General features: G+C 75.9%; 23 protein-coding genes and 1 tRNA gene. 14 read left to right on the top strand and 10 right to left on the bottom strand.

Annotated features, from left to right (window positions below; translation table 11 throughout):
• Both ACFVXN_RS13340 and dacB read right to left on the bottom strand, forming a co-directional pair.
• The gene (locus ACFVXN_RS13340; protein ID WP_389233074.1) at positions 1 to 1,029 is read right to left on the bottom strand and encodes a zinc-dependent metalloprotease; all 1,029 of its coding nucleotides are present in this window, start codon (positions 1,027 to 1,029) and stop codon (positions 1 to 3) included.
• Between the two features lie 35 nt (positions 1,030 to 1,064).
• Complete coding sequence (gene dacB / locus ACFVXN_RS13345) at positions 1,065 to 2,480, bottom strand: D-alanyl-D-alanine carboxypeptidase/D-alanyl-D-alanine-endopeptidase (RefSeq protein WP_389233077.1); 1,416 nt, start codon at positions 2,478 to 2,480, stop codon at positions 1,065 to 1,067.
• A gap of 158 nt (positions 2,481 to 2,638) precedes the next feature.
• Between dacB and ACFVXN_RS13350 the strand changes: the two genes are divergently transcribed.
• A complete protein-coding gene (locus ACFVXN_RS13350; protein WP_213281274.1) occupies positions 2,639 to 3,136 on the top strand; it encodes an inorganic diphosphatase in 498 nt (165 codons plus the stop codon).
• A 66-nt stretch (positions 3,137 to 3,202) separates the two neighbouring features.
• Here ACFVXN_RS13350 and ACFVXN_RS13355 read toward each other — a convergent pair whose 3' ends face one another.
• On the bottom strand, positions 3,203 to 4,573 hold the full coding sequence (locus ACFVXN_RS13355) for a C40 family peptidase (RefSeq protein ID WP_389233081.1): 1,371 nt from the start codon (positions 4,571 to 4,573) through the stop codon (positions 3,203 to 3,205).
• Between the two features lie 532 nt (positions 4,574 to 5,105).
• Between ACFVXN_RS13355 and ACFVXN_RS13360 the strand changes: the two genes are divergently transcribed.
• The 5 genes from ACFVXN_RS13360 (at position 5,106) to ACFVXN_RS13380 (ending at position 10,539) form a co-directional block, all read left to right on the top strand.
• The gene (locus ACFVXN_RS13360; protein WP_389233084.1) at positions 5,106 to 6,425 is read left to right on the top strand and encodes a bifunctional o-acetylhomoserine/o-acetylserine sulfhydrylase; all 1,320 of its coding nucleotides are present in this window, start codon (positions 5,106 to 5,108) and stop codon (positions 6,423 to 6,425) included.
• 86 nt (positions 6,426 to 6,511) lie between these two features.
• Positions 6,512 to 7,681, top strand: a complete 1,170-nt coding sequence (locus tag ACFVXN_RS13365; RefSeq protein ID WP_389233087.1) for a homoserine O-acetyltransferase — start codon at positions 6,512 to 6,514, stop codon at positions 7,679 to 7,681.
• A gap of 22 nt (positions 7,682 to 7,703) precedes the next feature.
• Positions 7,704 to 8,525, top strand: coding sequence for a maleylpyruvate isomerase N-terminal domain-containing protein (locus tag ACFVXN_RS13370; RefSeq protein ID WP_389233090.1), 822 nt, complete (start codon positions 7,704 to 7,706; stop codon positions 8,523 to 8,525).
• Between the two features lie 73 nt (positions 8,526 to 8,598).
• Positions 8,599 to 9,561, top strand: coding sequence for a zinc-binding dehydrogenase (locus ACFVXN_RS13375; RefSeq protein WP_389233093.1), 963 nt, complete (start codon positions 8,599 to 8,601; stop codon positions 9,559 to 9,561).
• A 9-nt stretch (positions 9,562 to 9,570) separates the two neighbouring features.
• Positions 9,571 to 10,539, top strand: a complete 969-nt coding sequence (locus ACFVXN_RS13380; protein ID WP_389233096.1) for an alpha/beta hydrolase — start codon at positions 9,571 to 9,573, stop codon at positions 10,537 to 10,539.
• A gap of 40 nt (positions 10,540 to 10,579) precedes the next feature.
• On the opposite strand, the gene ACFVXN_RS13385 is transcribed toward ACFVXN_RS13380, so the two are convergent.
• The gene (locus ACFVXN_RS13385) at positions 10,580 to 11,764 is read right to left on the bottom strand and encodes a hypothetical protein (RefSeq protein WP_389233099.1); all 1,185 of its coding nucleotides are present in this window, start codon (positions 11,762 to 11,764) and stop codon (positions 10,580 to 10,582) included.
• 168 nt (positions 11,765 to 11,932) lie between these two features.
• The gene (locus ACFVXN_RS13390) at positions 11,933 to 12,226 is read right to left on the bottom strand and encodes an MTH1187 family thiamine-binding protein (RefSeq protein WP_389233102.1); all 294 of its coding nucleotides are present in this window, start codon (positions 12,224 to 12,226) and stop codon (positions 11,933 to 11,935) included.
• 168 nt (positions 12,227 to 12,394) lie between these two features.
• Between ACFVXN_RS13390 and ACFVXN_RS13395 the strand changes: the two genes are divergently transcribed.
• Both ACFVXN_RS13395 and ACFVXN_RS13400 read left to right on the top strand, forming a co-directional pair.
• Positions 12,395 to 12,808, top strand: a complete 414-nt coding sequence (locus ACFVXN_RS13395) for a DUF4383 domain-containing protein (RefSeq protein WP_389233105.1) — start codon at positions 12,395 to 12,397, stop codon at positions 12,806 to 12,808.
• The gene (locus ACFVXN_RS13400) at positions 12,805 to 13,437 is read left to right on the top strand and encodes a hypothetical protein (RefSeq protein ID WP_389233109.1); all 633 of its coding nucleotides are present in this window, start codon (positions 12,805 to 12,807) and stop codon (positions 13,435 to 13,437) included. Before ACFVXN_RS13395 ends, ACFVXN_RS13400 begins: the two co-directional genes overlap by 4 nt.
• 148 nt (positions 13,438 to 13,585) lie before the next feature.
• On the opposite strand, the gene rplA is transcribed toward ACFVXN_RS13400, so the two are convergent.
• The 5 genes from rplA to ACFVXN_RS13425 form a co-directional block, all read right to left on the bottom strand.
• Positions 13,586 to 14,305, bottom strand: coding sequence for a 50S ribosomal protein L1 (gene rplA / locus ACFVXN_RS13405; protein WP_389233112.1), 720 nt, complete (start codon positions 14,303 to 14,305; stop codon positions 13,586 to 13,588).
• 100 nt (positions 14,306 to 14,405) lie between these two features.
• The gene (rplK, locus tag ACFVXN_RS13410; protein ID WP_389233115.1) at positions 14,406 to 14,834 is read right to left on the bottom strand and encodes a 50S ribosomal protein L11; all 429 of its coding nucleotides are present in this window, start codon (positions 14,832 to 14,834) and stop codon (positions 14,406 to 14,408) included.
• A 70-nt stretch (positions 14,835 to 14,904) separates the two neighbouring features.
• A complete protein-coding gene (gene nusG, locus ACFVXN_RS13415) occupies positions 14,905 to 15,723 on the bottom strand; it encodes a transcription termination/antitermination protein NusG (protein WP_389233118.1) in 819 nt (272 codons plus the stop codon).
• A gap of 68 nt (positions 15,724 to 15,791) precedes the next feature.
• On the bottom strand, positions 15,792 to 16,076 hold the full coding sequence (secE, locus tag ACFVXN_RS13420) for a preprotein translocase subunit SecE (protein WP_389233121.1): 285 nt from the start codon (positions 16,074 to 16,076) through the stop codon (positions 15,792 to 15,794).
• Positions 16,077 to 16,188: 112 nt separating this feature from the next.
• Positions 16,189 to 16,261, bottom strand: a tRNA-Trp gene (locus ACFVXN_RS13425).
• A gap of 165 nt (positions 16,262 to 16,426) precedes the next feature.
• Here ACFVXN_RS13425 and ACFVXN_RS13430 point away from each other — a divergent pair.
• From ACFVXN_RS13430 to ACFVXN_RS13455, 6 genes are all read left to right on the top strand, one after another.
• Positions 16,427 to 17,668, top strand: coding sequence for a pyridoxal phosphate-dependent aminotransferase (locus ACFVXN_RS13430; protein WP_389233124.1), 1,242 nt, complete (start codon positions 16,427 to 16,429; stop codon positions 17,666 to 17,668).
• A gap of 102 nt (positions 17,669 to 17,770) precedes the next feature.
• A complete protein-coding gene (locus ACFVXN_RS13435; protein WP_389233127.1) occupies positions 17,771 to 18,688 on the top strand; it encodes an ABC transporter ATP-binding protein in 918 nt (305 codons plus the stop codon).
• The gene (locus ACFVXN_RS13440) at positions 18,685 to 19,527 is read left to right on the top strand and encodes an ABC transporter permease (protein WP_389233130.1); all 843 of its coding nucleotides are present in this window, start codon (positions 18,685 to 18,687) and stop codon (positions 19,525 to 19,527) included. Before ACFVXN_RS13435 ends, ACFVXN_RS13440 begins: the two co-directional genes overlap by 4 nt.
• Before the next feature lie 70 nt (positions 19,528 to 19,597).
• Positions 19,598 to 20,881 carry a sensor histidine kinase gene (locus ACFVXN_RS13445; RefSeq protein WP_389233133.1) on the top strand — a complete coding sequence of 428 codons (1,284 nt, stop codon included), beginning with the start codon at positions 19,598 to 19,600 and terminating at the stop codon, positions 20,879 to 20,881.
• Positions 20,878 to 21,519, top strand: coding sequence for a response regulator (locus ACFVXN_RS13450; protein ID WP_389233136.1), 642 nt, complete (start codon positions 20,878 to 20,880; stop codon positions 21,517 to 21,519). Before ACFVXN_RS13445 ends, ACFVXN_RS13450 begins: the two co-directional genes overlap by 4 nt.
• 258 nt (positions 21,520 to 21,777) lie before the next feature.
• The gene (locus tag ACFVXN_RS13455) at positions 21,778 to 22,836 is read left to right on the top strand and encodes an adenosine deaminase (protein ID WP_389233139.1); all 1,059 of its coding nucleotides are present in this window, start codon (positions 21,778 to 21,780) and stop codon (positions 22,834 to 22,836) included.
• Positions 22,837 to 22,842 lie beyond the last annotated feature (6 nt).

Raw genomic sequence — 22,842 nt, forward strand, 5'->3', positions numbered from 1 at the left:
TCAGCCGTGCACCCGGCGCACCCAGGCGGCCGGCTCGGCGATCTCGGCGGCGGTCGGCAGCACGTCCCGGCCCGCGAACACCGCGTTCAGCCCGTCGGTGCCCACCGCGCGGCGGACGGCGCGCACGAACCGCGCGCCGTCGCGGTACTGCGCGAGCTTGACGTCGGTGCCGAGCACGGCCCGCAGCACCCGGCGCATCCCGCCGGCGCCACCCCCGCCCTGGGCGCCACCGTGGGCGCCACCGCGGGCGCCACCGCGCCGGGCCTCGAACCGGCGGCGGATCCGGCGCACCGACGGCACGACCGCGCGCCCGACCGCGTCCATCGTCACGTCCGCGTGCCCCTCGAGCAGGGCCATCACGGCACCGACCTCGTCCAGGACGACGCGCTGCCGCGGGTCGAGCAGGTCGACCAGAGACCGGGGCAGCACGGACCGGCCGCCCCGCGCGGACCGGTCGCCCCGCGCGGACCGACCTCCCCGCTCCTCGGCCAGCAGCGTCCCGACGCGGTCGGCGAGGTGCTGCGCCAACCAGGGCGCGGCGGCGAACTGCTGCGCGTGCGTCTGCTCGTGCAGCGTCACCCAGAGCCGGAAGTCCGCGGCGTCCACCCCGAGCGCGCGCTCGACGACGAGCACGTTCGGCGCGACGAGCAGCAGCGTGCCGCGGCCCGCCCACGGGTCGTACTGCCCGAGCACCGCGCCGGACAGCAGCCCCAGCACCCCGGCGACCTCCCCCGCGCCCGCCGCCCCGCGCAGCCCGCGCCGCTCGGGCACGCCGATCCGGCCGGTGAGCGCCGCGAGCGAGCGGACGTTGGCACGTGCCCACGAGGACCGGTCGACCACGCGCACGTCCAGGTCGCGCGCCGGCGGCCCGAGCCGGGTGATCCGCGCGACGTGCTCGGCGGCGACCGGGGCGGCCGCGCGGAGCGCCGCGACGACGTCCTCGCGCTCGGCGCGCGTGGCGACCGGCCCGGGCCGCACCGCGCGGGCGGCGAGCCGGGCGGCCAGGTCCCAGTCGACGGCCGGCTGCACCCGACCACCGTAACCAGGCCGGGCGACGGGGTCGGTCACCCCCGGCAGCCGCACCCCGCCAGCGCGGTGACGAACCCGTCGATCGCCTGCCGCGGCTGGTACTGCCCGACGGCGCCGGTCTGGTCGGCCATCACGACGAACAGCAGCAGCCGGCCGTCGGCGTCGAGCACCGACCCCGCGAGCGAGGTGACGCCGGCGAGGCTGCCGGTCTTCGCGCGGACCAGGCCCGCGCCGGCGCCGTCCCGGAACCGGTCGGTGAGGGTGCCGGTCAGGCCGCCGACGGGCATGCCCGTGCCGATCTCGCGGAGCTCGGGGTGCGCGGGGTCGACGACCCGCTCCAGCAGCCCGAGCAGCAGGTCCGGGGGCAGTGCGGAGCCGTCGGCGAGGCCCGAGGCGTCCGCGAGCGCCGCGCCGGTCGTGGGGACGCCCAGGGTGCCGACGGTCCGCAGCACCGCCTGGGTCGCGCCCTCGAAGGAGCCGGGCAGGTCGAGGTCGAGCGCGACCATCCGCGCGACGACCTCCGTGATCGTGTTGTCCGAGGTGTCGAGGAAGTACTGGGTCACCTCGGACACCGGCGCGGACGACACCACGCCGAGCACGTCGCCGGTCGCGGGCTCGCGCACCCGCGTCGGGGTGCCGGTCACGGTGATGCCGACCTCCCCGAGGCGCGCGGCGAGCTCGGTGGCGGCGTGCATCGCCGGGTCCGTGCGGCGCGGCGGGTACTCGCCGGCGGTGATCTTGGCGATGTCGACCGCGACCGGCGCGACCGGGGCGACGAACCCGTTGGACAGGTCCGAGGGGCTCCAGCCCGGCGAGACCGACGGCCCGCTGAACAGGGTGTCGTCCAGCGCGAGCGTCACGGTGTCCCGGCCGACGAGCCGCAGCTGCAGCGCGACCTGCGCCGCCAGGTCGGCGAGCCCGGCGCGCCCGTTGACGGCCGCGGGGTCGCCGGTGCCGGCCGCGAGCATCATGTCCCCGCCGCCGACCAGCACGATCTGGTCGCCCGCGCCCTGGCGGACGGTGGTGTCGAACGTCCGGTCCGGGCTGAACCGGGTGAGCGCCGCGACGCCGGTGACGAGCTTCGCGGTGGACGCCGGGGTCCGGGCCTGCTCGGGGGCGTTCGCGGCGAGCACGTCGCCGGTGAGCGCGTCGGCGACGACCACGCCGACCGTGGGGCCGACCCGCGGGTCGGTGACGAGGCCCTGCACGAGCGCCTGCACCTGCGCGGCGCCCGGTGTCGCCGCCGCGGCGTCGAGCTCCGGCAGGACCGTCGCCGACGTCCGGACCGTGCTCGCCCCGGGGGCGGTCGGGAACGGGGCCGCCGGCGCGGGCTCGGGTGCGAGGGTCACCACGCCGGGCACGACGTCGTAGGCGTCGGCGGTGACGTACGCGCCTCCTGCCAGCACCAGCACCAGCGCCGTCACGCCCACCGCCCGGCCCGCGCCCGCCACCGGACCACCCGCTTCCGCACTCTCGTCGGCGTCGCACGCCCGCCGCGCGTCGTCCGTGCGTCACACTAGGGGCTGGAGAGCGGTGTGCCGGCACCTGGCACGCCGTCGTGAGCAGCTGCCCGCCACGGCCTCGGCCGGGCGGCGACGAAGGAGCGGGTGTGGAGTTCGACGTCACGATCGAGATCCCGAAGGGCCAGCGGAACAAGTACGAGGTGGACCACGCCACCGGCCGCATCCGGCTGGACCGGATGCTGTTCACCTCGACCCGCTACCCGGACGACTACGGCTTCATCGACGGCACCCTCGGCGAGGACGGCGACCCGCTGGACGCCCTGGTCCTGCTCGAGGAGCCGACGTTCCCGGGCTGCCTGATCCGGTGCCGCGCGCTCGGCATGTTCCGGATGCGCGACGAGGCCGGCGGCGACGACAAGGTCCTGTGCGTGCCGACCGGTGACCAGCGCGCCGCGTGGCGCCAGGACATCGACGACGTGTCGGACTTCCACCGCCTCGAGATCCAGCACTTCTTCGAGGTCTACAAGGACCTGGAGCCCGGCAAGTCCGTCGAGGGCGCGCACTGGACCGGCCGCGCCGAGGCCGAGGCCGAGATCGAGCGCTCCCGCCAGCGCGCGATCGACGCGGGCTACGACCAGCACTGACTCCCCGCACGACGAGAGCCCCGGCGCACCTGGTCCAGGTGCGCCGGGGCTCTCGTCGTCGGCGGGTCAGACCCGGCCGGCGTAGGCCATCGTGTTGGCGTAGCGCATCGCGGCGATCCGGACGGGCTTGCCCTCGCTGGGCGCCTCGATGATCTGGCCGCCGCCGATGTACATGGCGACGTGGTAGACCGACGACGCGTCGTTCTGGTTCGTGCCCCAGAACACGAGGTCGCCCGGCTGGAGGTCGGCGTAGGCGATCTTCGTGACCTGGCGGTACTGGTCGCGGGAGGTGCGGTTCAGCGCCTTGCCGCCGGCGCGCCACGCGCCCTGGGTCAGGCCGGAGCAGTCGTAGCCGTTGGGGCCGGTGCCGCCCCACAGGTAGGGCAGGCCGAGGCGGGCCTTCGCCCAGTCGATCGCGGTCTGCGCGCCGCTGGCCGCGGGCGGCGGGGTGGCCGCGGGCGGGGTGACGGGCTTCGCGGGCGGCGGGGTCGGCGTGGCCGGCGGCGTGCTGGTCGCCGGGGGCGTGCTGGTCGACGTCGCGGGCGGCGTCGACGTGGCGGGCGGCGTGCTCGTCGCCGGGGGCGTCGTGGTGCCCGCGCCCGTGCCGCCGGCGGCCGGCGTGCCCGTCGCGGGCGGCGGCGTCGCGGTGCGCGCGGCCTGGGCGGCGGCCTCGGCGCGCTGGCGGCGCTCGGCGTCGACCTGGTCCTGCCGGGCCTGCTCGACCTCGGTGCTGGTGGCGCGCGCGGCGGCGAGCTGGACGATCAGGCCCTGCCGCTCGGTCTGCGCGGAGGCGACGGCGGCCTGGGCGGCGTCCTGCGCGTCCCCGGCGGCCGCGAGCGCGGACTCGGCCTGGGTGGCGGCCTCGGCCTGCGTCGCCGCGGCGGCGTCGGCGGTGGCCTGGAGCGTGGTGGCGACCTGCTCGGCGGCGAGGTAGCGCTGCACGGCCTGGTCGGCCTTGGTGCTGACGTGCGACAGCGCCTCGCTGCGCTCGACGACGTCCTGGAACCCGTCCGCGGAGAGCAGCGCCTGGAGGGTGTCCATCGACCCGCCGGACCGCGCGGCCTCGCGGGCGATCGCGACGAGGGTCGCGCGGGCGGACTCGAACTGCTCGGCGGCGGTCGCGGCCTGCTCGGCGGCGCGCTGCGCGTCCTGCTGGGCGGCGGCGAGGTCGGCCTGCGCGCGGGCGTACTCCTCACCGGCCTGCTGGACGGCGATCTCGGCGGTCTCGGCCTGGGTGCTGAGCTCCGCGAGGCGGACCTCCATCTGGGCCACGGCGCCGGACGCGCTGGTCACGGCGCGGCGGGCGTCCCGGACGTCCTGGTCGCTGACGTCGGGGTCGGCGACGGCGGCACCGCCCGCGGGCACGAGGAGCACCGCCGCCGTGACCACCGCGGCTGCTCCGCGCGCTGCTCGCGCCCGTGTGTTCGTCCGCACCATGCACACCCTTCGTCGTCGGGCTGCCCGCGGCGCCGGCACCGCGCACCGCACCGCGGTGGCTCGCTCGGCGACCCTCGGGAGCCGGTCCTCCGGCTCGCCCCGCGGGAACGCTACCGGCTGGGTTCACAGAAGTGAACACCAGTCACACCGTTCACATGAGTCACAGCGGCGTGGTTCGGGACGAACCGGACATCGGGGGTCACGTTTCACCCGCACGAGCAGGCCACGGCCGCCGCGAGCGCCGACCGCGCCTCGAAAATGGACAGTCCGTCCCACCCAGTGAGACGGCCGTTCCGCGACCGCGACCCCCCTCCGTACTGTGGGCGACATGTCCTGCCGAATGTGTCGCTGACCAGCGCACGCTCGGCTGTGCCCGCTGACCGGTCCACCCGGCCCCGCGGACCCGGCTCCCCCGCCGCCAGGCTCCACGCCGGCCGGGAGCCGCACACCGGCACCTGACGGCCCGGCCGCTCCTGGCACGACCCGCGTGCGCTCCCCCCGTCCCGCACCGCCGCCCGACCAGGAGACACCCGTGACCCAGCCCCAGTGGTCCTTCGAGACCCGCCAGATCCACGCCGGCCAGACCCCCGACAGCGCCACCGGCGCCCGGGCGCTGCCGATCTACCAGACGACGTCCTACGTGTTCCCCGACGCCGGCGTCGCCGCCGACCGGTTCGCGCTCAAGGACCTCGGCCCGATCTACACCCGCATCGGCAACCCCACGGTCCAGGCCGTCGAGGACCGGATCGCCTCCCTCGAGGGCGGAGTCGGCGCGCTGCTCGTCGCCTCCGGCCAGGCCGCGGAGACCTACGCGATCCTCAACGTCGCCGAGGCCGGCAGCCACGTGGTCGCCAGCCCGTCCCTGTACGGCGGCACCTACAACCTGCTGCGGCACACCCTGCCCCGGTACGGGATCGAGACGACGTTCGTCACCGACCCGACCGACCCGCAGGCGTGGCGCGACGCGGTGCGTCCGAACACCAAGGCGTTCTTCGCCGAGACCGTGCCGAACCCCCGCCAGGACGTCCTCGACATCGAGGCGGTCGCGGGCGTCGCGCACGCCGCCGGGGTGCCGCTGATCGTCGACAACACGGTCGCGACCCCGTACCTGATCCGCCCGCTCGAGTGGGGCGCCGACGTCGTCGTGCACTCCGCCACCAAGTACCTCGGCGGCCACGGCACCGCGATCGGCGGCGTCATCGTCGACGGCGGCACGTTCGACTACGGCGCCGACCCCGAGCGGTACCCCTCGTTCAACCAGCCCGACCCGTCCTACGACGGCCTGGTGTTCGCGCGCGACCTCGGCTCCGGCGGCGCGTTCGGCGTCAACCTGTCCTACGTGCTCCGCGCCCGGGTGCAGCTCCTGCGCGACCTCGGGGCGGCGATCAGCCCGTTCAACGCGTTCCTCATCGCCCAGGGCCTGGAGACGCTGTCCCTGCGCATCGAGCGGCACGTCGCCAACGCGCAGCAGGTCGCCGAGTGGCTCGAGGCCCGCGACGACGTGCTGTCCGTGACCTACGCCGGCCTGCCGTCGCACCCCCAGCACGCGCTCGGCCGCAAGTACGGCCCGCGCGGCACCGGCGCGGTGCTCGCGTTCGAGATCGCCGGCGGCGCCGAGGCCGGCCAGGCGTTCGTGTCCGCCCTCGAGCTGCACTCGAACGTCGCGAACATCGGCGACGTCCGCTCGCTCGTGATCCACCCGGCGTCCACCACCCACAGCCAGCTCACCCCCGAGGAGCAGGCGCTGTCCGGGGTCACGCCCGGGCTGGTCCGGCTCGCGGTCGGCCTGGAGGGGATCGAGGACATCCTCGCGGACCTCGACGCCGGCTTCCGCGCCGCGAAGGGGGCCTGACCGCTCCCGTGACCCCCGCCACCACCCCGACGGGCGCCGTGACCCCCACGGCGCCCGTCGGCGCACCGACGTCAGGACCCCACCGCGTGCCCGAGCACCGCACCAGCACCCCCCGCCGCCGCGTCCCGGACCCCGCGCCACCGCGCGCGTCGTCCGCCTGGCGCGCGGGCGACCCCGTGGGCCGGCGGCAGTTCCGCGACCTCGGGCCCCTGGACCTCGAGGCCGGCGGCCGGCTGCCCGGCGTCCGGCTCGCCTACGAGACCTGGGGCACCCCCGCGCCCGACGGGTCCAACGCGGTGCTCGTCCTGCACGCGCTGACCGGCGACTCCCACGTCACCGGGGACGCCGGTCCCGGGCACCCCACGCCCGGCTGGTGGTCGACGCTGGTCGGCCCCGGGGCGCCGATCGACACGGACCGCTGGTTCGTCGTCGCGCCGAACGTGCTCGGCGGCTGCCAGGGCAGCACCGGCCCCGCGAGCCCCGCCCCGGACGGCGCGCCGTGGGGCAGCCGGTTCCCCCAGCTCACCGTCCGCGACCAGGTCGCCGCCGAGCTCCGGCTCGCCGACGCGCTGGGCATCGGGTCGTGGGCGCTGGTCGTCGGGGCCTCGATGGGCGGGCAGCGCGCCCTGGAGTGGGCCGTCACCGCGCCCGACCGCGTGCACCGGCTCGCCGCGATCGCCACCACCGCGCAGACCTCCGGGGACCAGATCGCCTCGTTCCACACCCAGCTCGCGGCGCTGGCCGCCGACCCGCGGTTCCGGGGCGGCGACTACTACGACGCCCCGGACGGCGAGGGCCCGCACGCCGGGCTCGGGCTGGCCCGGCAGATCGCGCACCAGACCTACCGCAGCGCCGCCGAGCTCGACCAGCGGTTCGGCCGGATCCCGCAGGGCGGCGAGGAGCCGCTGGCGGGCGGCCGGTTCGCGGTGCAGTCCTACCTGGACCACCACGGCGACAAGCTCGCCCGGCGGTTCGACGCGAACACCTACGCCGTGCTGACCCGGTCGATGATCACCCACGACCTCGGGCGGGACCGCGGCGGGGTCGAGGCCGCGCTCGCCACGGTGACCGCGGACACCCTGGTGGTGGCGGTCGACAGCGACCGGCTGTTCCTGCCCGCGCAGTCCGGGCGGATCGCCGCGGGGGTGCCGGGCGCCCGGCCGCTGGCGACGCTGCGCACCCCCTACGGGCACGACGGGTTCCTCATCGAGCACGACCAGCTCGGCCCGCTGGTCCGCGCGCACCTGGCGGGCTGACCCGGCGTGGCAGTCTGACCCCATGACGGGAACCGGGGACGTCGCCGCGCAGGCCGAGGTGCTGCGCCGCCAGTGGCAGACGCTGCGCACGTGGGTGGGCGAGGCCGTCCGCGAGGGCGCGGGCACCGCACCCAGCGTGCTCGACGGCTGGTCGGTCGCGGACCTGGTCGCGCACCTCGGGCGCGCGATGAGCGCGCTCGCCGCCTGCGAGCCCGTGCCCGCCGGGACCGTCCCGCTGTCCCTGGCGGAGTACCTCGGCACGTACGCGGGCCGCGCCGCGGACATCGACCGCGTCACGCGGGAGCTCGCCGCGGAGATCGCCGACGACCTGCTCGCCCACGTGGACGCCCTGGTCGCGGAGGCGTTCGCCCGGCTGGACGAGCTCGGCCCCGCGGACCGCGTCGTCCAGGCCCGGCGCGGCCCGGTGCTGCTGTCCACGATGGTCACCTCCCGGCTCACCGAGCTCGTCGTGCACGCCGACGACCTGCAGCGCTCCCTGGCCCGGGCCCGTGGCGCCGCGCCCGGCTCCCGCGCGGAGCTCGGCACGGGCGCCGGCCCGCGGCCCGGCGTGCCCGGTCAGGCGGTGGGGTCCGGCGGGCTCGGCGACGGCGTCACCGCCGCGGGCCCGCTGGACGGCGACGCGCTCGACGTCGTCGCGACCGAGCTGCTGCGGATCGTCCGCGCCCGCGGCGGCTGGGACCTCGAGATCGTCCAGCCGCTGACCTGGGTGCGCCTGGCCGCCGGGCGGGTGCCCTACGACGTCGACGTCCTGGCCGCGGCGCTCGCCCCCCGCTTCCCCTCGGACGCGGTCCCCGACCTGGGCCGCATGCTCCCCCTCCTCTGACGCCCCTCCCCCCGCGGGGGCGCGCGGGGGATGGGGTGGCGCGGAGGGTGTCGTGGGTGGTGAGGTGGGGGCTGTGCTCGCTGCCACCGTGACCCGGTTCTCGCCCCACGACCCGCTCGCCGGGCTGACCGTCGGGGAGCACGCCGCCCCCGAGCCGCGCGAGCACTGGACCACGGTCGACGTGCGCGCGGCCGCGCTCAACCAGCACGACCTGTGGTCGCTGCGCGGGGTCGGCCTGCGCGCGGAGCAGCTGCCGATGGTGCTCGGCACCGACGCCGCCGGCGTGACCGCCGACGGGCGTGAGGTCGTCGTGCACGCCGTGGTCGGCGGCGCGAGCGGCCACGGCGTCGGCCCGGCCGAGCCGCGGTCGCTGCTCTCCGAGCGGTACCCGGGGACGCTCGCCGAGCAGGTGGCGGTCCCCACCTGGAACCTGGTCGACAAGCCCGCCGGCATGACGTTCGCCGAGGCCGCGTGCCTGCCGACCGCCTGGCTCACCGCCTACCGGATGCTGTTCACCACCGGCCGCGCCCAGCCGGGCCAGCGGGTGCTGGTGCAGGGTGCGGGCGGCGGCGTCGCCACGGCGGCGATCCGGCTGGCCGCCGCCGCGGGCCTCGAGGTCTGGGTCACCAGCCGCGACGCGGAGCGCCGGACCCGCGCGCTGGCACTCGGCGCGGCCGCCGCGGTACCCAGCGGCGAGCGGCTGCCCGACCGCGTGGACCTGGTGATCGAGACGGTCGGCGCGGCCACCTGGTCGCACTCGGTGCGGTCGGTCCGGCCCGGCGGCACGATCGTCGTCGCCGGCGCCACCACCGGCGACCCGGAGCGCATGGAGATCCAGCGGCTCTTCTTCCTCGAGATCGCGGTGCTCGGCGCGACGATGGGCAGCAAGCAGGACCTCGAGCAGCTGCTGGCGTTCCTCGCGCGGACCGGGGTGCGGCCGGTCGTCGACTCGACGGTCCCGCTGGCCCGGGTCGGCGAGGGCCTGGCCCGCCTGGCCGGCGGCGGGCAGTTCGGCAAGATCGTCGCCGAGGTCTGAGGGGGCAGCATGGCCGGCCGGTGGCGGACCGACGTCCTGGGCGAGGACTACCGGGTGCGGACCCTCGACCTCGCGCCCGACGACGAGGGCGAGGTGGTCGCGAGCCTCGTGCGCTACGCGCCGCCGACGCCCGAGCCCGTCCGCCCGGCGCGCGCCGTGGTGTACCTGCACGGCTGGTCGGACTACTTCTTCCAGACCGGGCTCGCGGAGTTCTGGCACGCGCAGGGCGCCGCGTTCTACGCCCTCGACCTGCGCAAGTACGGCCGCAGCCTGCGCCCGCACCAGACCCCGGGCTACGTCGACGACCTGCGCACCTACGACGAGGACATCGAGGCGGCGCTCGACCAGGTCCACCGCGACCTCGGCACCCGGGCCCGCGTGATGCTGATGGGCCACTCCACCGGCGGGCTCGTCGCGTCGCTGTGGGCGAACCGGCACCCCGGCCGGCTGCACGGCCTGGTGCTCAACTCCCCGTGGCTGGAGCTGCAGGGCGCGGCCGTCGTCCGGCACGTCAGCGCGCCGGCGGTGCAGCGGCTCGCGCGGATCCAGCCCAAGGTGCCGCTGCCGAACATCGACCCCGGGTTCTACGCCCGGACCCTGCGCGCGGCCGACGGCGGCGAGTGGACGTACGACGAGGCGTGGCGGCCGGTGCCGTCGTTCCCGGCACGCGCCGGGTGGCTCGCCGCGATCCTCGCGGGGCACGCCGAGGTCGCCCGCGGGCTGCACATCGCGGCCCCGGTGCTGATGCTCGCGTCCGACCGGACCGTCATCAGCCCGCGCTGGAGCGAGGACATGCGGTCCGCGGACGTGGTGCTCGACGTCGAGCTGCTCGCGCGCCGGTCCGTGCAGCTCGGCCCGGTCGTGTCGGTGGTGCGGATCGCGGGCGGCGTGCACGACCTGACGCTGTCCGCCCCGCCGGTCCGCGCGCGGCTCTACGCCGAGATCAGCCGGTGGACGGCCGCGTACGGCTGGTCCTGACCGGCCCGGACCGCCCGCCCCTCCGACCACGCGCCACGCGTCAGGCGTGCAGCCCGACCGCCTCGCCGAGCGTCGGCCCGTCGTCGCCGAACCGCCACACCCGCCAGCCGTCCGCGGGCGACTCCAGGTCCGCCGCGACGGTCGCCGCCGCGCCGGGGTCGGCGTGCACGCTGCCGTCCTCGAGCTCGATCAACCCGTCCGCGCGCAGGGTCGCCACGAAGCGCTGCCCCCGGCGCACCCGGTGCCAGACCAGCTCGAGCGCCTGCCGCTCGGCCGCCGCCAGCGCCGCGAGCTCGGGCAGCGGCGCACCACCGTCACCGGTCGCGTCACCGGCGTCGGGTGCGGGGGCGGCGGGGTCGACCGGGGCGAGCAGCGTCGTCTCGTCCGCGCGCGGCCCGGCGGACAGGGGCGCCCAGGCCGGCGCCGGCGCCTCGGCGGGCACGGGCGGCTCGGCGGGCACGGGCGGCTCGACGGACGCGGGCGTCCCGGACGACCCGGCCGGCTCGGCGGCGACGTGCCGGTGCGCGGCGTCCGCGTGCGGGGTCGGCACCCCGGTCGTCCGGCGGACCACGGGCGTCGGGTCGGTGACCGCGGCGCCGGAGGCGCGCGGGGCCACCTGGATCGCGCCGGTGCGCGGCCCGGGCTCGACGGCGCGGCGCGCCTCGGCGGGGCCGGGACCCCCGGGCCGGACGGGCGCGACCTCGACGTAGCGGCGGCCGCCGGGGCCCTGCGTGACCCCGAGCCGCTGCACCTCGACCTGCGTGCCCGCGGCGAGGAAGTCGACCGCGTCGAGGACGCCCTCGGCGACCTCCGCGCACAGCACCACGAGCCGCACGCCGCCGGAGCGCTGGGACGCCAGGATCGGGGCCCGGTCGCGGAACACCGCGAGATCCGCCTCGAACGCCTCGGCGCCGCCCTGGTACATCCGCGCGAGGTCGGCGCGGCTCAGGCGCGTCGCGCTGCCCGCGTGCCGCAGCGCACGGACCAGCGCAGCCTCGTCGAGCAGCTGGGCGACCTCGACGACCACGGGCCGGGACGCCGCGTCGAGCGCGAGCAGGTGCGGCCCACCGGGACCGCCCTCACGGACCGTGAGCACCGGCTCGCCGAGCAGCGCAGCGGCGTGGTCACCCACCAGGGTCGCGGAGTCGACCTCGAACGAGTCGGGGCGGGGCCGCATCGGCTGGACCACGGAGCCACGGCCCCCGTCGAGCTCGAAGATCGCCATCAGTTCCGCTGCGCCCCTTCCCCAAGGTCCGTCGCACGCACCGGCCACCGCCTGGCCGACCCGCGCCGTCGGAAGTCTGTCATCCGCCCGGGCGCCTGCGGCCCGGGACCCACCCATCTGCACCAGATGTCCACGCGGCGACGCGGTGCGCGTCGTCGGCGCGGACGCTCAGGAGGACAGCCGCTCCTCCAGGCGCTCGACCTTGCCCGTCAGCTCACCGGTGTGCCCGGGGCGGATGTCCGCCTTGAGCACCAGGCTGACCCGTCCCGCGTGCCGTCCGACGGCCTCGGTGGCGCGCCGGACCACGTCCATGCACTCGTCCCACTCGCCCTCGACGGTCGTGAACATCGCGTCCGTCCGGTGCGGCAGGCCCGACTCGCGGACGATCCGCACGGCGTCGGCGACGGCCTCGGTCACGGACTCGCCCGCGCCGAGCGGGGACACGGAGAAGGCCACGAGCATGCCTCCCACCCTGGTGCAGGCCCGCGCAGGAGTCCAGCCCCTCGGCCCGATCGGCCCCGATCGGTCCCGATCACCACCCATCCGGCCCGCCCCCGGCTCCGAACCAGTCGTGCGTGCCGCACGGCACGCAGCGTGAGCGGGGACGTCACCCCGGGAGGAGAGATCACCATGGGCCAGTCTGCCAACCGTCTGATCGGCGGGATCTTCGGCGCCGTCTACCTGCTCGTCGGGATCGCCGGCTTCTTCGTGAGCTCCGGTGCGGACTTCGCGGGCACCGAGGGCGGGACGCTGATCTTCTTCGAGGTCAACCCCCTGCACAACATCGTCCACCTGCTGATCGGCGCGGTGCTGCTGGGCGCGGCCACGTCGTCCGTCCGGGCCGCGCGGGCCGCGAACACCTCGGTCGGCGCCGTCTACCTGCTCGTCGGCCTGCTGGGCCTGTTCCTGGTGGGCTCGTCGGCCAACATCCTCGCCCTGAACGGCGCGGACAACGTGCTGCACTTCGCCAGCGCGGTCCTGCTGCTCGGCGTCGGTCTCGCCGCCGACAAGGGCGCGACCCGCACCGCGGCGCGCCGGGCATGACCGCCCCGCTCGCCGGCCGGACGCACCTGGTCGGCCGGGCCCCGCTCGCCGGTCGGGTGCCGCTCGCCCGGCCGGCGGGCGCCGGCTCCACCACGCACGCGGCCGTCGAGGGTGCGCTCGAGCTCACCGCGAGGCTGTGGGCGGCGACCGCGGCCCTCGGTCTCGGGCTCGTCACGGCCGCCACCGGCTCCGGGCACCTCGCGCACCACCTGGCCGTGGGCCTGGCGCTCTCGGCGGCCGGGCTCGTCGCCGTCGGGTGGTCGCTGGCCGCCCTGCGCGGGCCTGCGCCGGCCCCCCGGGCGGCTGTGGCCGGCCTGGTGCTCCTCGGGCCCGCCGTGCTCGCCACGGCCCCTCTGACCGCGACCGCCGTCACCGCGGCGCACGGCGCGGCGCTCGTGCTCGCGCTCGGCGCCGCGATCCTGCTGGCCCTCGCCCGGCGCGAGGCGAGCGCACCCGGGCCCCGGCGGCCCGTCGGCCCCGGCGCCACCGCGGGCGTCCTCGCCGCCGGCGCCCTGCTCGTCGCCCTGGTCACCGTGCCGGGCCTCGCCGCCACCGAGGCGGGCGCCCACGCGGTGCCGCACGGCTCCCACGGCCTGCCCGCCGAGCAGGGCCACCACGGCGGGCACTGACCCGCCGCCCCCAGACCCGCGCGGTGCCGGCCGGGACGGCTCCCCCGGCGCCGTGCGGACCCGCCCCCGGACGCCAGGGCGGGAACGCCGCAGGCCCGGCCCCCCGAGGGGGACCGGGCCTGCGGTCGTGAACCGGTGACGCCAGCCGTCAGGCCGCGTCCTCCTCGGAGGTGAGGTTCCGGGTCTTGTTCTGGTCGACCAGGATGCCGGGGCCGTTCGTGGTCGAGACGGTCGCCTTCGCGATGTAGCGACCCTTCGACGCGGACGGCTTGAGACGCAGGATCTCCTCGAGCGCCGCGGCGTAGTTCTCCACCAGCTGGACGTCGGAGAACGACGTCTTGCCGATGATGAAGTGCAGGTTCGCGTGCTTGTCGACGCGGAACTCGATCTTGCCGCCCTTGATCTCGGACACGGCCTTGGCCACGTCCATCGTCACGGTGCCGGTCTTCGGGTTCGGCATGAGGCCACGGGGACCGAGCACCTTGCCGAGACGGCCGACCTTGCCCATGAGGTCCGGGGTCGCGACCGCGGAGTCGAAGTCGGTGTACCCGGCCGCGACCTTCTCGATCAGCTCGTCGCCGCCGACCTCGTCCGCACCGGCGGCGCGGGCCTGCTCGGCACGCTCGCCCGTCGCGAACACGATGACGCGGGCGGTCTTGCCGGTGCCGTGGGGCAGGTTGACTGTGCCACGGACCATCTGGTCGGCCTTGCGGGGGTCGACGCCGAGACGCATCGCGACCTCGACGGTCGCGTCGTACTTCGTGGTCGAGGTCGCCTGCGCGAGACGGACCGCCTGGAGCGGGTTGTAGACCACGCCCTCCTCGATCTTCTCCGCCGCGGCCCGGTAGGCCTTGCTGTGCTTCGCCATCTGCTTCTCTTCTCTTCTCAGCAGTCGTGGTCGTCGGGCCGCACAGGGCCCTGCCACTGCCCCGCCCGGGACGTTCCCGGGCGGGGGTCGAACCGGGGCGTCACTTGACGGTGATGCCCATCGAGCGCGCGGTGCCGGCGATGATCTTCTCGGCGGCCGCGAGGTCGTTCGCGTTCAGGTCCTCGAGCTTGGTCTGCGCGATCTCGCGGACCTGGTCGGCCGACAGCGACGCCACCTTGACGGTGTGCGGCGTGGGCGAGCCCTTGTCGACGCCCGCAGCCTTCTTGATGAGCTCCGCGGCCGGCGGGGTCTTCGTGATGAAGGTGAAGGACCGGTCCTCGTAGACCGTGATCTCCACCGGGATCACGTTGCCGCGCTGCGACTCGGTGGCCGCGTTGTAGGCCTTGCAGAACTCCATGATGTTCACACCGTGCTGACCCAGCGCCGGACCGATCGGCGGGGCGGGGGTCGCCGCGCCGGCCTTGATCTGGAGCTTGATGAGGCCGGTGACCTTCTTCTTGGGAGGCATGAGCCGTCCAATCGTGTTCGTGGGCCGACGCCGTGGGCGATGACCCGGTTGCAGTGCCGTCGAGCAGGGATCAGATCTTGGCGACCTGGCTGAACGACAGCTCGACCGGGGTCTCCCGGCCGAAGATGGAGACGAGGACCTTGAGCTTCTGGTTCTCGGGGGTGATCTCGGAGATCGTCGCCGGCAGCGTGTCGAACGGGCCGTCGGTGACGGTCACGGACTCGCCGACGGTGAAGTCGACCTCGATCGGGGTCGCGGACTTCTGCGCCTGCGCCGACGAGGCGGTCGGCTTGGCCTCGATGGTCGGGGCCAGCATGGAGAAGACCTCGTCGAGCGTCAGCGGCACCGGCTGGTGGGTGTGCCCCACGAAGCCCGTGACGCCCGGGGTGTGCCGGACGGCGCCCCACGACTCGTCGGTGAGGTCCATGCGGACGAGGACGTAGCCGGGGATCCGGACGCGGCGCACGACCTTGCGCTGCGCGTTCTTGATCTCCACGACCTCCTCCATGGGGACCTCCACCTGGTGGATGTAGTCCTCCATGTTGAGGCTCTGCGTGCGGTTCTCGAGGTTCGTCTTCACGCGGTTCTCGTAGCCCGCGTAGGAGTGGATGACGTACCAGTCGCCGGGCTGCGCGCGCAGCTGGGCCTTGAACGCCGCGACCGGGTCCTCGTCGACGTCGGGCTCGTCGGCCTCGACCTCGGTGTCCTCGACCTCCGGGGCCGCGTCCTCGGCGGGCGCGTCGGCCTCGTCCTGCGCGACCTCGTCCGTCACGTCGGCGTCCTCGAGGTCACCGGCTGCGGGGGCCTCGACCGCCTCGACCGACGCGAGGGCGTCGTCGAGCTCGGACTCGGCGGCACCCAGACCGGGCTCCTGCGATTCCTGCGACACGGGCGAACCTGCTTTCTGCTGCGGAAGGTGGTGCTGAGGACGTGCGCCGGCGGGGGCGCGCGGAGGGCTCAGCCCCCGAAGATCCAGAACGTCGCGCGGCCGATGCCGAGGTCGACGACGGTCACGAACGCCATGACGACGGCCACGAACACCAGCACGACGGCGGTGTAGGTGACGAGCTCGTTGCGCGTCGGGCGGACGACCTTCTTGAGCTCGGCCACGACCTGGCGGACGAACAGGGCGATGCGGGCGAACAGGCCGCGCCGCTTCTCGGGCTGGCCGGACTTGCCGCTGCCGGACGGCCGGACGGGCTCGTCCGCGCCGGACGCCGCCACGGGTGCCGAGTCGCTCACCTGATTCGTTCCCCTACGTCTCGCGACGCCGACCGTCGCCGGGCGCCTTTCGTCGGACGCGGTCCCGCCCGAGGGGGACCTCGGGGGTGCTCGCGGTCCGTGACCACACGCGCAGGGCAGGCGAGACTCGAACTCGCAACCGCCGGTTTTGGAGACCGGTGCGCTACCAATTGCGCCACTACCCTACGGCGGCGTCCGTGACCGACATGCGGAGCGCGACCCTCGCGGGCACGGCTCATCATGGCGGACGTCAACCACCGGTGGACCACTGTACGCGACCGACGGGCAGTTATCGAACCCGCCCCGGACGACCCGTCGTCGCACCGCCGTGGCGCCCCGGTTCTGCCAGGATGGGACGCGTGAGCGCGCACGCCCCGAGTCAGCAGCCGCACGAGCCCCGCCGCGTCTCCGCACGCGTCGGCGGCATCGCCGAGTCCGCCACGCTGGCGGTGGACGCCAAGGCCAAGGCCCTCAAGGCCGCCGGCCGCCCCGTGATCGGCTTCGGCGCCGGCGAGCCCGACTTCCCGACGCCGGACTACGTCGTCGAGGCCGCGGTCGCCGCCGCCCGCGACGCCGCGAACCACCGGTACTCCCCCGCCGCCGGCCTGCCCGTGCTGCGGGAGGCGATCGCCGCGAAGACGCTCCGCGACTCCGGCTACGCGATCTCCCCGGCCGACGTGCTCGTCACCAACGGCGGCAAGCAGGCCGTGTACCAGGCGTTCGCGACGCTGCTCGACCCGGGCGACGAGGTGCTGCTGCCCGCGCCGTACTGGACCACCTACCCCGAGGCGATCCGCCTGGCCGGGGGCGTGCCGGTCGAGGTGCTCGCCGGCGTCGACCAGGGCTACAAGGTCACGGTCGAGCAGCTCGAGGCCGCCCGGACCCCGCGCACCAAGGTGCTGCTGTTCTGCTCGCCGTCCAACCCGACCGGCGCCGTCTACTCGCCGGAGCAGACGGAGGAGATCGGCCGCTGGGCGCTGGAGCACGGCATCTGGGTCGTCACCGACGAGATCTACGAGCACCTGACCTACGACGGCGTCGTCGCCACGCCGGTGCTGCGCGTCGTCCCGGAGCTCGCGGACACCACGGTCGTGCTGAACGGCGTCGCGAAGACCTACGCGATGACCGGCTGGCGCGTGGGCTGGCTCGTCGGTCCGTCCGACGTCGTGAAGGCCGCGACCAACCTCCAGTCGCACCTCACCTCCAACGTCGCCAACGTGTCGCAGCGCGCAGCCGTCGCGGCGCTCACCGGGGACCTGTCCGCGGTCGCGACGATGCGCGAGGCGTTCGACCGCCGACGGCGCACGATGGTCGAGATGCTGACCGCGGTCGAGGGCGTCGTGCTCCCCGCGCCCGAGGGCGCGTTCTACGCCTACCCCGCGGTCGACGGGCTGCTCGGGCGCACCTACCGCGGCGTCACCCCGACCACCTCCGCGGAGCTCGCGGCCCTGCTGCTCGACCAGGCCGAGGTCGCGGTCGTGCCCGGCGAGGCGTTCGGGCCCAGCGGGTACCTGCGGCTGTCGTACGCCCTGGGCGACGACGACCTCGTCGAGGGTGTCGGGCGGATCCAGGCGCTGCTCGCCGAGGGCTGAGCGGGGCGGCAGGGCTGAGGCTCCCGTCCACCGACCGGTGGACCCCCGGCCCCGTCCGCCGGTCGTCGCGGCGACGCGAGGGCGGCGGCCAGGCTGGGCCGCATGGACGACAACGACCTCGCGGTCCGGGTGACCGGGCTGCACAAGCGGTACGGCGAGAAGCGCGCCGTCGACGGGCTGGACCTCACGGTCGCCCGCGGCGAGATCGTCGCCGTGCTCGGGCCGAACGGCGCGGGCAAGACGACCTCCGTCGAGATCCTCGAGGGCTACCGGCACCGGGACGCGGGCGACGTGCGGGTGCTCGGCGTGGACCCGCAGACGGCCGGCCGCGACTGGCGCGCCCGGATCGGGATCGTGCTGCAGAGCACGAACGACCTCGCGGAGGCCTCGGTCTCCGAGCTGGTGCACCACTTCGCCCGGTACTACCCGGACCCGCGCGACCCGGACGAGGTGATCGACGCCGTCGGCCTGCGGGAAAAGGCCCGCACCCGGTCGCGACAGCTCTCCGGCGGGCAGCGGCGGCGCCTCGACGTCGCGCTCGGCATCGTCGGGCGCCCCGAGCTGCTGTTCCTCGACGAGCCGACCACCGGGTTCGACCCGGAGGCGCGGCACGCGTTCTGGGACCTGATCGCCGGGCTGCGCGACGGCGGCACGACCATCGTGCTCACCACGCACTACCTGGAGGAGGCCGAGCACCTGGCCGACCGGGTCGCCGTGGTGAGCGCGGGCCGCGTGGTCGCGGTCGACACCCCCGCGGACCTCGGGGGGCGCTCCGCCCGGCGCGCGGTCGTCCGGTGGGTCGAGGCCGGTGCCCACCGCGAGGAGCAGACCGACGCGCCCACCGCGCTGGTCGCGGCCCTCGCCGGCCGTCTCGGGGGCGAGGTGCCGGGCCTGCAGGTGGTCCGCCCGACGCTCGAGGACGTCTACCTCTCGCTGATCGCCGACGACCAGGCCGGTGACGCGGCCACCCCGGCGGCGCACCCGGCGCCCGCCCTCGTGACCACGGAGGCCTCGCGATGACCGCCACGACCCTGACCCCCCGGACCGCGGCACCGCTGCCCGGGACGCTGCGCCTCGGCGTCGAGCGCGCCCGGTACGAGATCCGCGGGTTCTTCCGCGAGCGGGACGCGATCATCTTCATCTTCGCGTACCCGATCATCATGCTGGCGATCTTCGCGACGGTGTTCGGCCAGGACGGCGCCGAGGTCGCCGACGGCGTCCCGTTCGCGCAGTACTTCCTGCCCGGGATGATCGCGACGGGCGTGCTGCTCTCGTCGTTCCAGTCGCTGGCGGTCTCGATCCCGGTCGAGCGCGACGAGGGCGGCCTCAAGCGGCTCGGCGGCACCCCGCTGCCGGCGGCAGCGTACTTCCTCGGCAAGGTCGGGCAGGTGCTGGTCGTGTCGGTCGTGCAGGTCGGGCTGCTGCTCGCCGTCGCCGCGCTGCTGTTCGGCGTGGACATGCCCGACTCGGCCGCACGCTGGGGGACGTTCGCGTGGGTGTTCGTCCTCGGGACCGCGGCCGGGGCGATCTGCGGTGTCGGCTTCTCGTCGCTGCCGCGGTCCGGCCGGTCCGCGAGCGCCGTCGTCACCCCGGTGGTGCTGGTGCTGCAGTTCATCTCCGGCGTGTTCTTCACGTTCTACGACCTGCCGTCCTGGATGCAGCAGGTGGCGTCGGTCTTCCCGCTCAAGTGGATGGCCCAGGGCATGCGGTCGGTGTTCCTGCCCGACAGCGCCGCAGCGCTGGAGGTCGGCGGCAGCTGGCAGCACGGCGCGACCGCCGCGGTGCTGGCCGCGTGGCTCGTCGTCGGGCTCGTCGTCGGGGTGAAGAGCTTCCGGTGGCGTCGGCGTGACGACGGCTGAGGCGCCGGCACGCCAGACTGGGACCCGTGCGGGCACCGGGACGCGTGAGACGGGGTCGGGGGACGGCGTGGTGACCACCGCGCCGTCGTCCGGCGTGCGGCAGGCCCCGGACCGCGCGGAGTTCTGGCGCCGGTCCCTGCGGGGCTGGGACCTCGCGTTCTACGCGCTGCTCGCGATCAGCGCGGTGTCGATGGTCGCGGTCGACCACACCTACCCGCCGTCGGGCGCCGTCGTCGCCGCGGTCGGCGGCCTGGTCGTGCTGCTGGTCGCGTACCTGACGCTGGGCCGGCGCGGCGCCGTCGACGGCGACGTGCGGCTCACGCGGACCTACCTCGCGGTGCTGATCGTCGTGGTCGCCCTGGCGAGCGGGGTGAACCAGATCGGCTCGATCCTGCTGTTCATCGGGTTCTCGCAGGTGTGGTTCTTCGCCACCACCCTGCGCGGCGGCGTCGTCGCGTCGGCGCTGCTCGCGGTCGCCAGCAGCACGGCGATGGCGGTCGGGGCGTTCGCCTCCGGCGCCGACCCGTCGGCGGACGACCTCCTGGTGCTCGCCGGGCAGATGTCCATCGGGCTGGTGTTCTCGATCGCGCTCGGGTTCTGGATCACCCGGGTCGCCGAGCAGTCCGAGGAGCGCGCCGGGCTGATCGAGCGGCTGGAGGCCGCACAGGCAGAGCTCGCCGCGAGCAACCACGCGCAGGGCGTCCTGGCCGAGCGGGAGCGGGTCGCGCAGGAGATCCACGACACCCTCGCGCAGGGCTTCACCAGCGTGGTGATGCTCGCGCAGACGGCCCAGGCCCAGCTGGAGGTCGGGCAGCGGGACCAGGCGCGCGACCGGGTGGTGCAGATCGAGCGCGTCGCGCGGGAGAACCTCGCCGAGGCGCGCGCGCTGGTCGCCGCGTTCGGGCCGGCGGCGCTCGCCGACGCGACCCTCGCCGAGGCCCTGGAGCGGCTCGCCGAGCGGTTCCAGGCCGAGACGGGCGTCCGGGTGGACGTCTCGCTCGACGCGGTGGGCGCCGGCCGCGACACGGAGGTGGTGCTGCTGCGCGCCGCCCAGGAGGCGCTCGCGAACGTCCGCAAGCACGCGGGCGCACGGCGGGTGCTGCTGCGGCTGATGCAGGACGACGGCACGGTCGCGCTGGAGGTGCTGGACGACGGGCACGGGCTGGCGCCGGGCACCGCCGAGGGGGTCGGGCTGCGCGGGATGCGCGACCGGGTCACCGCCGGCGGCGGGACGCTCGACGTGGCCGGGGAGCCGGGACGCGGCACGCGGGTCCGCCTGGCGATGCCGCTGGGCGGGACCGGGCCCGGTGCCGACGGGCAGGACGACGAGCAGGACGGGACGGGGACGGCGTGACGCAGGACCAGACGACGGTGCGGGTGCTGGTGGCCGACGACCACCCGGTGGTGCGGTCCGGGCTGGTGGGGCTGCTCACCGTCGAGCCGGACATCGAGGTGGTCGGCGAGGCCGCGGACGGCGCCGCCGCGGTGGCCGCCGCGCACGAGCTGCGCCCCGACCTCGTGCTGATGGACCTGCGGATGCCCGTGCTCGACGGCGCGGCGGCCACGGCCCGGATCGTCGCGGAGCTGCCCGGCGTCCGGGTGCTGGTGCTGACCACCTACGAGACCGACGCGGACATCCTGCGGGCCGTCGAGGCCGGCGCCACCGGCTACCTGCTCAAGGACACCCCGCGCGAGCAGCTGGTCGCCGGGGTGCGCGGCGCCGCGCGCGGGGAGTCGGCGCTGTCCCCGTCGGTCGCCTCGCGGCTGGTGCAGCAGATGCGCGGCGAGTCCGAGCGGCTGACCCCGCGCGAGGTCGAGGTGCTGGCCGGCGTCGCCCGCGGCCTGTCCAACGCGGCCATCGGCCGGGACCTCTTCATCACCGAGGCCACGGTCAAGACCCACCTGCTCCGCTCCTTCGCCAAGCTCGGCGTCGACGACCGCACCCGCGCGGTGACGATCGCCATCCAACGCGGCCTCCTCCCCACCCCCTGATCCCCCTCCCCCCTCCTCCCTCCCCCTCGCGCGCGCACTCGGGCCGCGAGGGCGCATCCGACACCACGAGGGCGCACGAGAACTCGTGCGCCCTCGTGGTGTCTCGTCCGCCCTCGGGGCCGGAGCGCGCATGCGGGGGGTGCGGGGGTGCGGGGGGTGCGGGGGGTGCGGGGGGTGCGGGGGGTGCGGGGGTGCGGGGGGTGCGGGGGTGCGGGGGTGCGGGGGGTGCAGGGGCGGGGGATCGGGCAGACTCGGGGCGTGCGCGATCTGGCTCTGCTCCCGAAGGCCCACCTGCACCTGCACTTCACCGGGTCGATGCGGGTCTCCACGCTCGCGGAGCTCGCGCAGGACCGTGGCGTGCGGCTGCCGGCGACGCTGCTGGACGGCGAGGGCCTGCGGCTCCCGGCGGACGAGCGCGGCTGGTTCCGGTTCCAGCGGCTCTACGACGCCGCCCGGGCCTGCGTGCGCGGGGAGGCCGACCTGCGCCGGATCGTGCGGGAGGCCGCCACGGACGACGCCGCCGAGGGGTCCGGCCGCCTGGAGATCCAGGTCGACCCCACGTCCTACGCCGCGCCCGTCGGCGGGATCACCCCGGCGCTGGAGATCGTGCTGGACGAGGCCCGGTCCGCGGCCGCGGACCTCGGCGTCGAGGTCGGCGTCATCGTGGCCGCATCGCGGATGCGGCACCCGCTGGACGCCCGGATCCTCGCGCGCCTGGCCGCCCGGTACGCGGGCGACGGCCCCGGCGAGGTCGTCGGGTTCGGGCTGAGCAACGACGAGCGGCGGGGCGACACCCCGGAGTTCGCCGCCGCGTTCGCGATCGCCCGGCGCGCGGGCCTGGCGTCGGTGCCGCACGGCGGCGAGCTGCTGGGCCCGCCGCACGTCGCGGACGTGCTGGAGAACCTGGCGCCGGACCGGCTCGGGCACGGCGTGCGGACCGCGGAGGACGGCGCGCTGCTGCGGCGGGTCGTCGACCGAGGGGTGGCCCTCGAGGTGTGCCCGGCGTCGAACGTGTCGCTCGGCGTCTACCGGGAGGCGGCGGACGTGCCGCTGCGCCGGCTCGTGGACGCGGGTGCGACGGTCGCGCTCGGGGCGGACGACCCGCTGCTGTTCGGCTCGCGGCTGGTCGCGCAGTACGAGACGGCGCGCGACGTGCACGGGTTCTCGGACGCCGAGCTCGCGGACCTCGCCCGGTCGTCGATCCGCGCGAGCCGGGCCGGGGACGCCACCCGTGCGCGGCTGCTCGCGGGCGTGGACGCCTGGCTCGCGACCGACCCCGCCGCGGCCAGCCCCGAGGTTGCGCAACCCGCCCGTTGATCAGGC

The sequence above is a fragment of the Cellulomonas sp. NPDC058312 genome (assembly GCF_042880135.1).
GTDB lineage: Bacteria > Actinomycetota > Actinomycetes > Actinomycetales > Cellulomonadaceae > Cellulomonas.

Excerpts from the sequence above, each read along its gene's own strand:
- ACFVXN_RS13380 (WP_389233096.1), top strand. The coding sequence starts at position 9,571 with ATGGCCGGCCGGTGGCGGACCGACGTCCTGGGCGAGGACTACCGGGTG.
- ACFVXN_RS13355 (WP_389233081.1), bottom strand. The coding sequence starts at position 4,573 with ATGGTGCGGACGAACACACGGGCGCGAGCAGCGCGCGGAGCAGCCGCG.
- ACFVXN_RS13395 (WP_389233105.1), top strand. The coding sequence starts at position 12,395 with ATGGGCCAGTCTGCCAACCGTCTGATCGGCGGGATCTTCGGCGCCGTC.
- ACFVXN_RS13385 (WP_389233099.1), bottom strand. The coding sequence starts at position 11,764 with ATGGCGATCTTCGAGCTCGACGGGGGCCGTGGCTCCGTGGTCCAGCCG.
- ACFVXN_RS13400 (WP_389233109.1), top strand. The coding sequence starts at position 12,805 with ATGACCGCCCCGCTCGCCGGCCGGACGCACCTGGTCGGCCGGGCCCCG.
- ACFVXN_RS13440 (WP_389233130.1), top strand. The coding sequence starts at position 18,685 with ATGACCGCCACGACCCTGACCCCCCGGACCGCGGCACCGCTGCCCGGG.
- ACFVXN_RS13390 (WP_389233102.1), bottom strand. The coding sequence starts at position 12,226 with ATGCTCGTGGCCTTCTCCGTGTCCCCGCTCGGCGCGGGCGAGTCCGTG.
- ACFVXN_RS13370 (WP_389233090.1), top strand. The coding sequence starts at position 7,704 with ATGACGGGAACCGGGGACGTCGCCGCGCAGGCCGAGGTGCTGCGCCGC.
- ACFVXN_RS13435 (WP_389233127.1), top strand. The coding sequence starts at position 17,771 with ATGGACGACAACGACCTCGCGGTCCGGGTGACCGGGCTGCACAAGCGG.
- ACFVXN_RS13430 (WP_389233124.1), top strand. The coding sequence starts at position 16,427 with ATGGGACGCGTGAGCGCGCACGCCCCGAGTCAGCAGCCGCACGAGCCC.
- rplK (WP_389233115.1), bottom strand. The coding sequence starts at position 14,834 with ATGCCTCCCAAGAAGAAGGTCACCGGCCTCATCAAGCTCCAGATCAAG.
- rplA (WP_389233112.1), bottom strand. The coding sequence starts at position 14,305 with ATGGCGAAGCACAGCAAGGCCTACCGGGCCGCGGCGGAGAAGATCGAG.